The organism is Flavobacterium potami (assembly GCF_020026915.1).
Taxonomy (GTDB): domain Bacteria; phylum Bacteroidota; class Bacteroidia; order Flavobacteriales; family Flavobacteriaceae; genus Flavobacterium; species Flavobacterium potami.
In genome coordinates this window covers 87598-101751 of sequence record NZ_JAINUY010000011.1, presented here as the reverse complement: position 1 = coordinate 101751, position 14154 = coordinate 87598, and the positions used below count along the sequence as shown (strand labels likewise).

14 protein-coding genes and 4 tRNA genes are annotated in these 14154 nt (G+C 34.3%); 10 read left to right on the top strand and 8 right to left on the bottom strand.

Translation table 11 applies throughout. The features are described 5' to 3' along the window. Window positions 1-2: 2 nt before the first annotated feature. From K6T82_RS23650 to tgt, 6 genes are all read right to left on the bottom strand, one after another. Window positions 3-380 carry a hypothetical protein gene (locus K6T82_RS23650; protein WP_223711417.1) on the bottom strand — a complete coding sequence of 126 codons (378 nt, stop codon included), beginning with the start codon at window positions 378-380 and terminating at the stop codon, window positions 3-5. Window positions 381-516: 136 nt separating this feature from the next. Continuing rightward, the gene (dnaB, locus tag K6T82_RS23645; protein ID WP_223711415.1) at window positions 517-2061 is read right to left on the bottom strand and encodes a replicative DNA helicase; all 1545 of its coding nucleotides are present in this window, start codon (window positions 2059-2061) and stop codon (window positions 517-519) included. A 141-nt stretch (window positions 2062-2202) separates the two neighbouring features. Next, window positions 2203-3156, bottom strand: a complete 954-nt coding sequence (locus tag K6T82_RS23640) for an acetyl-CoA carboxylase carboxyltransferase subunit alpha (protein WP_223711413.1) — start codon at window positions 3154-3156, stop codon at window positions 2203-2205. Between the two features lie 112 nt (window positions 3157-3268). Continuing rightward, complete coding sequence (locus K6T82_RS23635) at window positions 3269-4159, bottom strand: DMT family transporter (RefSeq protein WP_223711411.1); 891 nt, start codon at window positions 4157-4159, stop codon at window positions 3269-3271. Further along, window positions 4146-5234: an LptF/LptG family permease gene (locus K6T82_RS23630; RefSeq protein WP_223711410.1), complete on the bottom strand. Its 1089-nt coding sequence runs from the start codon at window positions 5232-5234 to the stop codon at window positions 4146-4148. Before K6T82_RS23630 ends, K6T82_RS23635 begins: the two co-directional genes overlap by 14 nt. 84 nt (window positions 5235-5318) lie before the next feature. Further along, window positions 5319-6449 (bottom strand): tRNA guanosine(34) transglycosylase Tgt, encoded by a 1131-nt coding sequence (tgt, locus tag K6T82_RS23625; RefSeq protein ID WP_026727521.1) that lies wholly within the window; start codon window positions 6447-6449, stop codon window positions 5319-5321. A 424-nt stretch (window positions 6450-6873) separates the two neighbouring features. On the opposite strand from tgt, the gene K6T82_RS23620 reads away from it, so the two are divergent. From K6T82_RS23620 to K6T82_RS23610, 3 genes are all read left to right on the top strand, one after another. Next, window positions 6874-7176 (top strand): hypothetical protein, encoded by a 303-nt coding sequence (locus tag K6T82_RS23620; RefSeq protein WP_223711407.1) that lies wholly within the window; start codon window positions 6874-6876, stop codon window positions 7174-7176. A 223-nt stretch (window positions 7177-7399) separates the two neighbouring features. Further along, window positions 7400-8251, top strand: coding sequence for a transketolase (locus K6T82_RS23615; protein ID WP_223711405.1), 852 nt, complete (start codon window positions 7400-7402; stop codon window positions 8249-8251). 78 nt (window positions 8252-8329) lie between these two features. Beyond that, window positions 8330-9283, top strand: coding sequence for a transketolase family protein (locus K6T82_RS23610; protein WP_223711403.1), 954 nt, complete (start codon window positions 8330-8332; stop codon window positions 9281-9283). Window positions 9284-9420: 137 nt separating this feature from the next. On the opposite strand, the gene K6T82_RS23605 is transcribed toward K6T82_RS23610, so the two are convergent. Further along, window positions 9421-10611 (bottom strand): BamM family beta-barrel-assembly machinery protein, encoded by a 1191-nt coding sequence (locus tag K6T82_RS23605; RefSeq protein WP_223711402.1) that lies wholly within the window; start codon window positions 10609-10611, stop codon window positions 9421-9423. Between the two features lie 79 nt (window positions 10612-10690). Here K6T82_RS23605 and K6T82_RS23600 point away from each other — a divergent pair, with 79 nt between their 5' ends. Further along, window positions 10691-11083 carry an RNA-binding S4 domain-containing protein gene (locus K6T82_RS23600; protein WP_223711401.1) on the top strand — a complete coding sequence of 131 codons (393 nt, stop codon included), beginning with the start codon at window positions 10691-10693 and terminating at the stop codon, window positions 11081-11083. 164 nt (window positions 11084-11247) lie between these two features. Next, the gene (locus K6T82_RS23595) at window positions 11248-11748 is read left to right on the top strand and encodes a phosphoribosyltransferase domain-containing protein (RefSeq protein WP_223711400.1); all 501 of its coding nucleotides are present in this window, start codon (window positions 11248-11250) and stop codon (window positions 11746-11748) included. Here K6T82_RS23595 and K6T82_RS23590 read toward each other — a convergent pair. Further along, window positions 11740-12258 carry a shikimate kinase gene (locus K6T82_RS23590; RefSeq protein ID WP_223711399.1) on the bottom strand — a complete coding sequence of 173 codons (519 nt, stop codon included), beginning with the start codon at window positions 12256-12258 and terminating at the stop codon, window positions 11740-11742. The two genes, K6T82_RS23595 and K6T82_RS23590, sit on opposite strands and share 9 nt — an antisense overlap. Before the next feature lie 126 nt (window positions 12259-12384). Here K6T82_RS23590 and K6T82_RS23585 point away from each other — a divergent pair. The 5 genes from K6T82_RS23585 (at window position 12385) to K6T82_RS23565 (ending at window position 14063) form a co-directional block, all read left to right on the top strand. Further along, window positions 12385-12457 (top strand) — tRNA-Lys (locus K6T82_RS23585). A gap of 40 nt (window positions 12458-12497) precedes the next feature. Then, a tRNA-Lys gene (locus K6T82_RS23580) sits at window positions 12498-12570 on the top strand. 44 nt (window positions 12571-12614) lie between these two features. After that, window positions 12615-12697, top strand: a tRNA-Leu gene (locus K6T82_RS23575). A 187-nt stretch (window positions 12698-12884) separates the two neighbouring features. Beyond that, window positions 12885-13841, top strand: coding sequence for a WD40 repeat domain-containing protein (locus K6T82_RS23570; RefSeq protein WP_223711398.1), 957 nt, complete (start codon window positions 12885-12887; stop codon window positions 13839-13841). A 149-nt stretch (window positions 13842-13990) separates the two neighbouring features. Continuing rightward, window positions 13991-14063 (top strand) — tRNA-Lys (locus K6T82_RS23565). Window positions 14064-14154: the final 91 nt, after the last annotated feature.

Genomic DNA, 14154 nt, shown 5'->3' with positions numbered 1-14154 from the left:
TTTTATGGATTTAGAGGGCTCTCAGGATCTCCATAAGGTGGAACTGGACGAGCACCATCATAAACTAACGGAATACCACCTTCAACACCTTCACCTTTTTCTTCTTTGAAAACATCAACATAGATTCCTTTTTTAGCATCCCATTTTGCTCCAACAAGTATTAAAGTTTGTTCTCCAGCTTTGTTGATTCCTTTGTAAGCACGAACAGCCTGAATATCCTGATCCATAACTAACTTTAACGTTTGCAAAGGAATTAAGTAACCGTCAACATGCTTTTTTCTTCCTTCTTCTGTTGCTCCGTCTTTACGGTATTGGTCTGCCCATTGAATACCTTCCGTTAAAGGAATTACAACACTTCCTAAATCTAATTCTTGACTCATAATTTAATTTGTTATTGGTTAATAATTTAAAAAAATACGTTCGTTCAAATTTGGTTACGCTAAACTAGTCATTTTTATTAAAGAATTAACTTTCAAACCAAAAAAAAAGCCTTAAAAATAAGGCTTTTATATTTTATTAAAATGGTACATCACTGTCATCATCATCATCGTTCAAATTGCTTCCAAAAGCCTCGTTAGCTGAAGGTAAATTTTTTGTTATGAAAGGATTATCATCATGATTCATTTTTGAAGGCAAGTCGTCATAACCACCTGTAAAATCTTCAAGGTTATCAAATTTACCGAGATGTCCTAAGAATTTCAGACGAATATTCTCCAAACCACCATTACGGTGTTTTGCAATAATAAACTCGGCTTGACCTTGTGTAGAAGAAGCTTCGTCATCATCCCATTCTTCAATTTTATAATATTCAGGACGATAAATAAACGATACAATATCGGCATCCTGCTCAATCGCTCCAGATTCACGAAGATCCGAAAGAAGTGGACGTTTACTAGATCCACGAGTCTCAACGGCACGAGATAACTGAGAAAGTGCAATTACCGGAACGTTCAACTCTTTTGCCAAAGCTTTCAAGTTTCGAGAAATTGTCGAGATCTCTTGCTCACGGTTTCCTCCTCCTTTTCCGCTTCCTCCCGCTGTCATCAGCTGCAAGTAGTCGATAATAATCAATTTAATTCCGTGTTGCGATGCCAAACGACGACATTTTGCACGTAAGTCGAAGATAGAAAGTGAAGGCGTATCATCAATAAACAATGGTGCTTTTTCTAAGTTTTTAACTTTTGTACTTAATTGCTCCCATTCGTGTTTTTCTAATTTACCAGTTCTTAATTTCTCTGAAGACAATCCGGTTTCAGAAGAAATAAGCCTTGTAATCAACTGTACCGACGCCATCTCTAGAGAGAAAATCGCTACTGCATGTCCGAACTGAATACTTACATTTCTTGCCATCGAAAGGACAAAAGCCGTTTTACCCATACCGGGACGAGCAGCAATAATAATCAAATCCGAAGGCTGCCATCCTGAAGTTACTTCATCCAGTTTCTCAAATCCTGTAGCAACACCACTCAAACCTTCTTTACCGGCAATTTCCTCAATACGTTTCTTTGCTTGTAAAACTAAACTCTGAGCAGTTTCAGAACTACGTTTGATATTTCCTTGCGTTACCTCGTATAATTTAGATTCTGCTTTATCTAGCAAATCGAATACGTCCGTAGTTTCATCATAAGATTCCTCAATAATTTCAGAAGAAATACGAATCAAACTTCTTTGAATGAATTTTTGAAGAATGATACGGGAGTGGAATTCGATGTGAGCAGAAGATGCAATTTTTTGTGTAAGCTGAATTAAATAAAAATCTCCACCAGCCAAATCCAACTTTCCATTTTTCTTTAGCTGAGTTGAAACTGTTAAGATATCAATTGGCTGTGTTTCGGTAAACAGCTGTAGAATCGCTTCAAAAATATGTTTGTGTGCATCTTTGTAAAAAGCATCAGGCTGCAAAATATCAATTACATCATCTACCCCTTTTTTATCTATCATCATTGCACCAAGAACCGCCTCTTCCAAGTCAATTACTTGTGGAGGGAGCTTACCTTTTTCTAGATTGATAATAGTGGTTTTGTCGACCTTTACAGGGCTAAAGTTTTTGAAATTTTCCATAAAGCGAAAGTAGCAAAATTTAAAAAAAATCTGCTATCTAGTTATAACTAATAATTGTTTATAAATAGTATAATTTTGTTGATAACCAAAAAAAAATCCGAAACGATAAGGCTTCGGATTGTAAGTTGTTTTTTATGAATTTTATTCCTTATACTCGCCCATATTACTGTATTTGTCCATTCTTTGGGCAATTAAGTCGGCTGTTGATAAGTCTTTTAATTCATTATATCCTTTAGTGATGTATTCTGCTACTGTTTTAAAAGTAGTTTCTCTGTCATAATGCGCTCCACCTAGTGGTTCAGGAATAACATCATCAACTAATTTTTGTTTTTTCATATCAGAAGAAGTCAATTTTAAAGCTTCTGCTGCACGTTCTTTATACTCCCAGCTTTTCCATAAAATAGAAGAGCAAGATTCTGGAGAAATTACAGAATACCATGTATTTTCCAACATGTATACTTTGTCTCCAACACCAATTCCTAAAGCACCTCCAGAAGCACCTTCACCCACAATAATAGTGATAATTGGCACTTGTAAACGAACCATTTCGAAAATGTTTCTTGCAATAGCTTCTCCCTGTCCTCTTTCTTCAGCTTCAAGTCCTGGATATGCACCCGGAGTATCTACTAAAGTCAAAACCGGAATTCCGAATTTTTCTGCCATTTTCATCAAACGCAAAGCTTTACGGTATCCTTCTGGATTAGCCATACCAAAATTACGGTACTGACGTGTTTTTGTATTAAAACCTTTTTGCTGACCCACAATCATAAATGATTGTCCGTTTATCTTACCAAGACCGCCAACCATCGCTTTATCATCTTTAAAACCTCTGTCTCCATGAAGTTCCAAGAAAGTATCTCCACAAATTGCTTTGATATAATCTAACGTATAAGGTCTATTTGGATGTCTTGACAATTGCACTCTCTGCCAAGCGGTAAGATTTTTATAGATATCTTTCTTCGTTTGCTCTAATTTCTTGTTGATTTCCTGACAAGTAGGTGTTACATCAACATTAGATTCTTTCCCAATAACAACGCACTTTTCTAACTGTTCTTCAAGTTCTTTAATGGGAAGCTCAAAATCTAAATATTCCATGGATTTTTGAATTTTGTTTGTAAATCGAACCGCAAATATAAAAATATTATATCATTGGTATAAATTATTTGTTCTTAAAATAGAATAATGTAAAATAAAAATAAGTAAACTATTACAAGTTTTCTTTCTTGTTCTGGTAATGCTTGAAAACACCATTTAGAATAACAGTGATAATAATTATAACCGCTCCTATATAAAATTCGACACTCATTTTTTCTTTTCCACCTAAGATAAAATAAGCTAAAACTATTCCGTAAACCGGCTCTAAATTAGTGGTTAACATTACAGTATATGGTGTTAATTTCTGCATTACTTTTACCGAAGCCGTAAACGCATAAGCTGTACAAACCGACGCTAAAATCAACAATAACATCCAGTTATTTAATGACATTTGAAAGAAATCTGCAGTAAATTTTCCTTGAAATAAAAAATAAATCGTAATGAAGAAAACTCCTGCCCCAAATTCATAAAAAGTAATTACAGAAGGTTCGTGATCTGAGATTAATTTCCCATTCATTAAAGTAAATAAAACCCCTAAAATAATAGCTGCCAGAGCATAATAAACTCCTGTCAGATATTTTATTTCGACTTGTAAAATCAATCCTAAACCTGCAATAATGACAAGTCCGAAGAAAACTTCATACCAAAGCACTTTTCTTCCATAAAATAAGGGCTCTAATAAAGAAGCAAAAAAAGCACCCAGAGAGAATATAGAAAGTGTAATCGAAACATTGGAAACATGAATGGCTTTAAAAAAGAAAATCCAGTGCAATGCAATCAACAAACCAACAAAAATCAATTTAAAAAACTCTTTAATCGGAACCTGAAACGATTGTTTTTTAACAGCAATAAATCCGCCAAGAAAAATCATGGCAATCAGCATTCTGTACCAAACCAAGTTTTCGGCATCAATAGTAATCAGAGCGCCTAAAATGGCAGTAAAACCCCAAATAAAAACAATTAAATGAAGATTTAAATAACTTTTTAAATTATCGTTTCGCATTACGTAGTAAATAAACTGCAAGGATTCCGAAAACAATATTAGGAAACCAAACAGCCAACAAAGGTGAAAATGTAGATTTTTCGGCAAGAGTACCGAATATTTTATCAAAGAATACAAATGAAAACGCAATAGCAATTCCGATGGCTAAGTTTGTTCCCATTCCGCCACGTCGTTTCATAGACGAAACTGCTACAGCGATAATCGTTAAAATAAATGCCGAAACCGGTACACTGTATTTTTTATAAAGAACAACCAAATAAGTATTGATATTTCCTGAACCTCTTTTTCTTTCTTTTTCAATAAAATCAATTAGTTTTCCCAAAGTCAAAGTTTCAGCGATGTAAACCACTGGTGTCAAATCGGCCAATTCAAACTTAAATGCCACATTTTTTTCGGGAGATTTTTCAATAACATCATTTAGTTCTCCTACTGTTCTTTTGGTATAATCGTACAAAACATAAACCTTTTTCTTCGGATCCCATTTAATACGACTGGCTGTAATTTTATAGGTTAATTTTTCTTTTTCAAAATGTTCTAATGAAAAATTAAAAGCTGTTTTTGATTCTTCGTTAAAACTATTTACAAAAATAAAATCATGATCGTTAATCTGTCTATAAACATTGGTATTTTCGCCCCTCATGAGCTCCTTACCATTTCCTTTTAAATAAGTATATCTAAAATTATTATAACCTTCACTTGCCGCAGGGACAATAAAAAACCCCATCAACAAAACAAAAAGTGAAACAATTGTAGCACCAATAATATAAGGGCGTAAGAAACGAGTATATGAGATTCCTGAACTTAAAATGGCGATAATCTCTGTGTTATTAGCCAATTTTGAAGTAAACCAAATTACCGATAAAAATAAAAATATCGGAAAAAGCGAATTAATAAAATAAATCGTAAAGTTGTAATAATAGAACGCAATATCTCCAAACGGAATCTTGTTTTCCAGCATTTTATTTACCTTTTCAGAAACGTCAATCACAATTCCGATTGGCGCAAACAAAAGCAACATCACAGAGAAAGTTCCCAGATATCTTTTTAAAATGTATTTATCTATTATCGACAACATATATTTTTGTTTTTTTTGTTTCAGGTTTCAAGTTTCACGTTCTGTAGAGAACTTGAAACTTGAAACCTGAAACTTGAAACTCTTTTAAAGTCTTTGGCTCATGTTTTTAACCATCATTTCTTTCCATGGTCTAAAATCTCCGGCTAAGATATGTTTTCTTGCTTCACGAACCAACCACATATAAAATCCAAGATTATGAATCGTAGCAATTTGTTTTCCAAGATATTCATTCGCCGCAAACAAATGACGCAAGTAAGCTTTAGAATACTCTGTATCTACAAAAGTATGCCCCATTTCGTCAATAGGAGAAAAATCGGCTTCCCACTTTTTATTTTTGATATTGATTGTTCCGTTTGCCGTAAAAAGCATCCCATTTCTTGCATTACGAGTTGGCATAACACAGTCGAACATATCAATTCCTAACGCGATATTTTCTAAAATATTTATTGGAGTTCCAACCCCCATTAAATAACGAGGTTTATCTTCAGGTAAAATTTCGCAAACTACTTCAGTCATAGCGTACATTTCTTCCGCTGGTTCACCAACCGAAAGTCCGCCAATTGCATTTCCTTGTTGCCCAGCATTTGCAATATATTCAGCCGACTGGCGACGTAAATCTTTATAAGTACTTCCTTGAACAATAGGAAAAAAAGTTTGCTCATAACCATACTTATAAGGCACTTTTTCCAAATGATTAATACAACGATCCAACCAACGGTGCGTCATATGCATCGAACGCTGCGCATATCTGTAGTCGCAAGGATAAGGCGTACACTCATCAAAAGCCATGATAATATCAGCACCGATTGTACGCTGAATTTCCATTACATTCTCTGGTGTAAAAAAGTGATAAGAACCGTCAATATGTGATTTAAACTTTACCCCTTCTTCCTTAATTTTTCTGTTTGAAGAAAGAGAATATACCTGATATCCTCCAGAATCGGTCAAAATATTACGATCCCAGTTCATGAATTTGTGCAACCCACCCGCTTTTTCAAGAATTTCTGTCTGCGGACGTAAATATAAATGATATGTATTTCCAAGAATAATATCCGGATTAATCTCCTCTTTCAATTCACGCTGATGTACTCCTTTTACCGAAGCCACCGTTCCTACAGGCATAAAAATAGGCGTTTCAATTACACCATGATCAGTAGTTATACTTCCCGCTCTTGCTTTAGACTGCGGATCTTTTTGTAATAAATCGAACTTCATTTGTTTCTTTTTTCAGAGCGCAAAGATAGTTTAATTTCAGGGAAATTTTAGTAATTAGAAAATTTGTCAATTAGAAAATTAGCTAATGTTTTCTTAATTTAAAATTCCTCAATTTAGAAATTCACAATTACCAATTAATCATTAACAATTATTCGGGCGTTTCCGCTGCGGCGGGTCGGGCTATCTGCTATATTCCCGATAAACAAAAACTACGGCTAAAAAGCCTTGTTTTTCTAAATCGGGAGATGCCGCTTCTATCCCTAAACGCATCCGTCGTTGCAATCATCATTCTCTTTTAAAAATTCCCAATCAAATGTAAAAACTACAAGATCAAAGCAAGAAAGTGTAACATCATAAAACTTAGGTTTTTGTAATTTTAGAGTAATTAAATTGAAAATTATCACAACTAAAAAATATAGAAATCATGATAAATGCAGACGAAAAATTAGATCAAATCAAAGATGATCAAATCGAAAGAAATCTAGAAAACATGGATTATCCAGCAAACGAAGATATTTACAACCAAGACAATAAACTCGAAGACATCAATCCAGAAGAAATTTCGGGCGAGCGCATCATCAACCAGGACAATCACGAATGGAAACAAAACAGCGATAAAATCGGAAATGATTTAGACGTTCCTGGTTCCGAACTAGACGATGAACAAGAAGATATTGGCTCCGAAGATGAAGAAAATAATTTTTACAGTGAAAGCGATACCAATTAAAAATCGCACTACCTAAATCAAAGTCCTTCTACCAGAAGGACTTTTTTTTTGCTCTAATTTTAAATTTATTTTAACCCAAAAAACCGAATTCGAATTATTTTTTACAGATTGATAAAAAAAGCTCAAAAAAATTTAACAATTGAAGCAAACTAAAGCAAAAAATGATTTGTCTCCCCGCAAAATAACCGTTACTTTTGCTTCAGTTTAAACTTTTACATATAAAATGAAGCCTAACACACAACAATTAAGCGATTTAACGATCCAAGTAAGAAGAGATATTCTTAGAATGGTACATGCTGTAAACTCTGGACACCCAGGTGGTTCTTTAGGTTGTACTGAATTTTTGGTAACACTATATCAAAACATTATGGACCGAAAAGAAGGTTTTGATATGGACGGAATTGGAGAAGATTTATTCTTTCTTTCAAACGGACACATTTCACCGGTATTTTATAGCGTTTTAGCAAGAAGCGGTTATTTTCCAATTTCAGAACTTGCTACTTTCAGATTATTAGATTCTCGTTTACAAGGACACCCAACAACTCACGAAGGTCTGCCTGGAGTTCGTATTGCCTCTGGTTCATTAGGACAAGGTTTATCTGTAGCTCTTGGAGCAGCACAAGCTAAAAAATTAAACGGAGACAATCATTTAGTTTTTACTTTACATGGAGACGGAGAATTGCAGGAAGGTCAAAACTGGGAAGCAATTATGTACGCATCTGCTAAAAAAGTAGACAACATAATCGCAACTGTAGACGTTAACGGAAAACAAATTGACGGAACAACAGACGAAGTATTAGCAATGGGAAGCCTTAGAGCTAAATTCGAAGCTTTTGACTGGGATGTTTTAGAAATCAAAGAAGGAAACAACATCGATGCTATCATCGCTGGTTTAACAGACGCTAAATCAAGAACAGGAAAAGGAAAACCAGTTTGTATCTTATTATACACAGAAATGGGTAATGGTGTTGACTTTATGATGCACACACACGCATGGCATGGTAAAGCTCCAAACAATGATCAGTTGGCAGCTGCCTTAGCTCAAAATTACTCTAAAGATCAAGTTGACTATTAAAAAGTGCTCAGTCTCAGTGTCCAGTTTTCATCTTAGATACACAATCACTTAGAAACTTAGCAGTTCAAAAAATAAAAAATGAAAAAATACGAAAATACAGGAAGCAAAGATACTCGTTCTGGTTTTGGAGCGGGAATGACTGAACTAGGTCAAAAAAATGAAAATGTAGTAGCCTTATGTGCAGATTTAATTGGTTCATTAAAATTTGATGAATTCAAAAAAAATCACCCAGAGCGTTTTTTCCAAATCGGAATCGCTGAAGCGAATATGATTGGAATTGCTGCTGGTTTAACTATTGGAGGAAAAATTCCTTTCACAGGAACTTTCGCTAACTTCTCTACAGGAAGAGTTTACGACCAAATTCGTCAATCTGTTGCTTATTCAGATAAAAATGTAAAAATCTGTGCTTCTCACGCTGGTTTAACTTTAGGAGAAGACGGAGCAACTCACCAAATCTTGGAAGACATTGGTTTAATGAAAATGTTGCCAGGAATGACTGTAATCAACACTTGTGATTACAACCAAACTAAAGCTGCAACTTTAGCTTTAGCAGATCACCACGGCCCAGCTTATTTACGTTTCGGACGTCCAGTTGTAGCTAACTTTACTCCTGCTGACGAACCTTTCGTAATTGGAAAAGCAATCATGCTGAACGAAGGAACTGACGTAACTATTATCGCTACAGGACACTTAGTTTGGGAAGCACTCATTGCTGCTGAAAAATTAGAAGAAAAAGGAATTTCTGCTGAAGTAATCAACATCCATACTATTAAACCTCTTGACGAAGAAGCTATTCTTAAGTCTGTTGCTAAAACTAAATGTGTGGTTACAGCAGAAGAACACAACTACCTTGGAGGTCTTGGAGAAAGTGTTTCTGGAGTATTAGCTTTAAACAACCCAACTCCACAAGAATTTGTAGCAGTAAAAGATAGTTTCGGAGAATCTGGAACTCCTGAACAATTAATGGAGAAATACAAATTAAACAATCAAGCAATTGTTGAAGCTGTAGAAAGAGTTATCAAAAGAAAATAATTTTCATTCCCTACTCATAGAAAAGCCCCGAAAAGCAATTTTCGGGGCTTTTTATTTTCCTTACAAACAACCTAAAAACAAATACCTTCAAAGCATAAAAAAACCCCGAATTAATCGGGGTTTAATAAATATCTTTTTTATTTCTTTTGATAAGGATAAGAATCATCTAAATAAATTCTTTTTCTACCTGGAGTTGTATAATCTTCAGGAAGGAATGAACGCGGATTCGAAATTGATTCTTCCAGGCTTTCATCTTTCTTCGGACCAGTAGGCCTTCTTGGCACTCCCCAAATTTCTGTTTCATCTACATTTGGTGTTGCTGGATTATCGCCAATTGGATCAAACGGATAATAGCTACTTATACCTGAATAAGGCGCACCTGCTGGTTTAGTAACTTCAAAAAGTGTTGAAAAACCATCATTATCATCATCTTTATCTAAAAAGTCCGGAATTCCATCACCATCTGTATCATCAGGATTTTTAGCTGGAGGATTTGGATATAAAGTAGTACTTCTATAATCACGCACATAACCATCTCCATCAAGATCTTCCTGATAATCGTAAATACCATCTGAAGCAAATACTAATTGATTATTAGAAAAACCATTATTTTCATGATCCATTCTGATGTAATCATATAATTTAATAGTAAAGATCAAGGGAGCATACGACGGAATTGCACTTCCAGAAGGTGGAGAAGCATAATACCCTAATCCTGATGGAATAAATAAAACTCCTGCACCAAAATCCTTATAATTTGCAGTACCATCTGGATTATAAGTAGTCGTTCCAGTTTTAAATTGAGGAAACGCTTCGCTCCATCCCATTACTGTCAAATACAAGTCTTGAGTTCCTTTTGGAAATGTAACTTGTTCAAAAAATGTCGTTGTCAAATGTGATGGTTCAGTATCTGTTTTATCTACACGTTTTAAATATTGGCCATAATAAGAGGTTAAAACACCATCTGTATTCATTGGAGAACTACCTACACCTTCTCTTAAAACCAAGTAATACATCTTATAAGTTATTCCGTGTACATACGGTACTTCTCTTAAAATCAACTTAGGAAAAGTAGCGCTATTAAGATATGACATTATAGATGGCTGCGCTGCGGCATCGGTTATGGGTGAAAATGTCACATCCATATCTTCTGTCACAGTAATATAATTTGTCTTTAAATATTCTTCAATATCTGCATTATCATTATTAAATTGTTCTTGATAATCCCTTAAAGGAACAACTTCAGCTTCGTCATCATCCTTTTTATTACAAGAAACGATGGCAATACCAGCAAGTAATAAAACAAAATAATATTTAAATTTATTCATTATTATCTTTTTTTTAGGTGCGCAAGATACAATATTGATTTATTTTTGTAAAGAATTTAACTTCTATTTTAGAAAAATTATGAGAATAGATAAATACTTATGGTGCGTTAGATATTACAAGACTAGAAACATGGTTACAGAGGCTTGTAAAAAGAATCACATCACTGTAAATGGGCAGGTTGCAAAACCATCAAAAGAAGTTTTTCCTACAGACAGAATTACTTTTAGAAAAGATCAGATTACACAAATAATAACCGTTTTGGATATTCCCGAAAGTCGTGTTGGTGCAAAACTTGTCGACATCTATCGTAAAAACGAAACACCACCTGAAGCTTACGCACATTTAGAACTATTAAAACTATCCAAAGAACATTATCGCAAAAGCGGTACTGGGCGTCCAACCAAAAAAGATCGTCGTGATATCGATGATTACGGAGATGAAATTTACAACGAGGAAGAGGAAGAAATCTAAAAAATTCCAATTTGAAAATTCTAAATTCCAAATCACAAAACGGCATACCTAATCTTTATAGTTCTCTTTTCCAAACTTGGAACTTTGAACTTGAAACTTTGAATTTTACCCCGAGGCATCGGGATTGGAATTTTAATTATTTATCTTAGCAAAAAAAACACATCATGAGCAGTAATATCATCTTAACGCACCAGGAAATCGAACATAAAATAAAACGTATCGCTTATCAGATCTACGAGACTTTCGTTAACGAAGAAGAAGTTGTTATTGCTGGAATTGCTTCTAACGGATTTGTTTTTGCCGAGAAAATTGCCTCAGCATTAAGCAGCATATCCACTTTAAAAGTTTCAATCTGCGAAGTCACAGTAAACAAACAAAATCCGCAGGAAGCGATACAAACCTCACTAAGCGCTGACGAATACAAAAACAAAGGATTAGTTTTGGTTGATGATGTCTTAAACTCAGGAACCACATTAATCTATGCTGTTCGTCATTTCTTAGACGTTCCGCTTAAGAAATTCAAAACAGCAGTATTGGTTGACAGAAATCACAAAAAATATCCTGTAAAAGCAGATTTTAAAGGAATCTCTCTTTCAACATCATTATTAGAACATGTACAAGTTGTTTTCAACTCTGAAAATGGCGATTATGCTTCTTTAAGCTAAAACACCTAAAATATCCTGAACCGTTTCTTCGACAGATTTATCATCTACCACAACTTTATGCTGTGCCTGATTGTAATAAAAACTTCTGTCGAATAAATGTTTCGCAATAAACTCCCTCATTTCCTCCTCATTCATATTAGCAATCAAAGGACGTTTACTTTTGTTATGTACTAACCTATTATACAAAGTATCAATTGAAGCCTTTAAATAGATGGAGTCTACGTTTTCCCCTTTAAGCAATTCATGATTATTAGCATAACACGGAGTTCCTCCTCCTAATCCGATAATAAAATTTTCAGGTGATTGCAGCAATTCGACAAACATTTCGTGTTCTAATTTTCTAAAATACACCTCTCCATGTTGAGAAAAAATTTCATTTATAGACAAATTTGCTCTTTTTTCGATGCATTCATCCAAATCTAAAAACGGAATTTTGGTAATTTTTGACAAATTTTGGGCGATTGTTGACTTTCCGCAACCCATGTAACCTAATAAGACAATTTTTTTCATATTAATAAAACCTTATAAACTAAGCGATTGGAGATTTTTCCAAAAAAAAGACAAATTTATGATAAAATTGCTTGGAAACTTCAAAAAAAACTCCTTATATTTGCACCCGCATTCAAGAAATTAAATGACTCGATAGCTCAGTCGGTAGAGCACATCACTTTTAATGATGGGGTCCTGGGTTCGAGCCCCAGTCGGGTCACAAATTTTGTGATTAACAAATTAAATTTCTTGAAAGCAATGACTCGATAGCTCAGTCGGTAGAGCACATCACTTTTAATGATGGGGTCCTGGGTTCGAGCCCCAGTCGGGTCACAAAAGGTCGGGTAATTTATTTTACTCGACCTTTTTTCATTTTTGGCCATGTGGAGAAACGGTAGACTCGCCATCTTGAGGGGGTGGTGCTCGCAAGGGCGTGAGGGTTCAAATCCCTCCATGGTCACTTTCAAAAATTAAAAGTCTGAGAATATTTCTCAGGCTTTTTTTTTTGTATCCCCAAAAAACCCTTTTTACCCATCAAAAGACATACAGAATAGAATTTTACAATTATTTACAATTCTTTTACAATCCAAATTGTAGTACACAACAAAAATGAAAGTAGGTTTGCAAGAATCAATAAACTACAACACATGAAAATCAAAAAGCAACTACTTTGCATCATTTCTATACTATTTTTTAGCAATCATTTTTTCGCACAGTATGCCATTAATAAAAAGATTTTATGGACTACCGATTGGAATCATGATGGAAAACTCCTAGCTGTAGGAGGAAATTTAGACACTTTGAAAATTTATAGCAAATCGAATTTAAAATTGCATAAATCGTTTCCAATTAAAAGTACCATAACTCGTGTAAAATGGCATCCATCAAAAAATAGCATCGCAGTTGCGACACAACTATCTAAAAATAAATCCTGTATTATCAATTTAGATACCAATGAAAAAATCGAATTGAATGAAATTTCACCTGATGGAGCAAGAGGAATAGATTGGAATTATACCGGCGAATATCTGGCTGTTGGTGACAACGACGGACAAATACTAATTTATGACATGAAAGGTAATTTAATAAAGAACTTTAAAAACGAAAACAACAAAGGCATTACCGCAATTAATTGGCATCCTAAAAAAAATATATTAGTAACGGTTTCAGACAAAATAAGATTATTTGATATCGATGGAAATTTGTTGAAATCAATTAAACACAGAACTGAAGAAGTAATGCTATTAAGTACAGCCTGGCATAAATCGGGTAATTTTTTTGTTACAGGCGACTATGGAGATAAACATGACAAATCATTACTTCAATACTGGAGTGAACAGGGAGAACTTTTACAATCTATCGATATTAGCAAAGGCGAATACAGAAATTTAACATGGAAACGAAAAGGAGACAGATTGGCTACAGCAAGTGACGCATTAAGAATTTGGGACATTAAAGGAAAACTTATCTCAGAAGGGAAATCTACAGACTATTTGTGGGGTATTTCGTGGAATAAGCAAGGAAACAAAATTGTTACATCAAGCTTAGAACAAAATATAATAGTTTGGAATAATAAAGCTAAAAAAATAGCAACTATAGAATAAGCATACTATAGAAATCATGTTCGCAAAAAACAAAAAGTCTATTTTACTGAAAAATAAGCTTTTATAATTTATTACAAAAAAAGCTTAAAAAAAAGGGGGCGAAAACTAAATAAAGTACTTATCTTTGCACCCTCGTTAGAGAAATCAATGACTCGATAGCTCAGTCGGTAGAGCACATCACTTTTAATGATGGGGTCCTGGGTTCGAGCCCCAGTCGGGTCACAAAAAGGCCGAGTAAAGCAATTTACTCGGCCTTTGTCTTTTTTATGATTTTTTCAAATCAACGTAGCTGAAGACTTTTAACTTTGAAATA

Coding starts and splice junctions, on each gene's coding strand:
- K6T82_RS23650 (WP_223711417.1), bottom strand. CDS start 380: ATGAGTCAAGAATTAGATTTAGGAAGTGTTGTAATTCCTTTAACGGAA.
- dnaB (WP_223711415.1), bottom strand. CDS start 2,061: ATGGAAAATTTCAAAAACTTTAGCCCTGTAAAGGTCGACAAAACCACT.
- K6T82_RS23640 (WP_223711413.1), bottom strand. CDS start 3,156: ATGGAATATTTAGATTTTGAGCTTCCCATTAAAGAACTTGAAGAACAG.
- K6T82_RS23635 (WP_223711411.1), bottom strand. CDS start 4,159: ATGCGAAACGATAATTTAAAAAGTTATTTAAATCTTCATTTAATTGTT.
- K6T82_RS23630 (WP_223711410.1), bottom strand. CDS start 5,234: ATGTTGTCGATAATAGATAAATACATTTTAAAAAGATATCTGGGAACT.
- tgt (WP_026727521.1), bottom strand. CDS start 6,449: ATGAAGTTCGATTTATTACAAAAAGATCCGCAGTCTAAAGCAAGAGCG.
- K6T82_RS23620 (WP_223711407.1), top strand. CDS start 6,874: ATGATAAATGCAGACGAAAAATTAGATCAAATCAAAGATGATCAAATC.
- K6T82_RS23615 (WP_223711405.1), top strand. CDS start 7,400: ATGAAGCCTAACACACAACAATTAAGCGATTTAACGATCCAAGTAAGA.
- K6T82_RS23610 (WP_223711403.1), top strand. CDS start 8,330: ATGAAAAAATACGAAAATACAGGAAGCAAAGATACTCGTTCTGGTTTT.
- K6T82_RS23605 (WP_223711402.1), bottom strand. CDS start 10,611: ATGAATAAATTTAAATATTATTTTGTTTTATTACTTGCTGGTATTGCC.
- K6T82_RS23600 (WP_223711401.1), top strand. CDS start 10,691: ATGAGAATAGATAAATACTTATGGTGCGTTAGATATTACAAGACTAGA.
- K6T82_RS23595 (WP_223711400.1), top strand. CDS start 11,248: ATGAGCAGTAATATCATCTTAACGCACCAGGAAATCGAACATAAAATA.
- K6T82_RS23590 (WP_223711399.1), bottom strand. CDS start 12,258: ATGAAAAAAATTGTCTTATTAGGTTACATGGGTTGCGGAAAGTCAACA.
- K6T82_RS23570 (WP_223711398.1), top strand. CDS start 12,885: ATGAAAATCAAAAAGCAACTACTTTGCATCATTTCTATACTATTTTTT.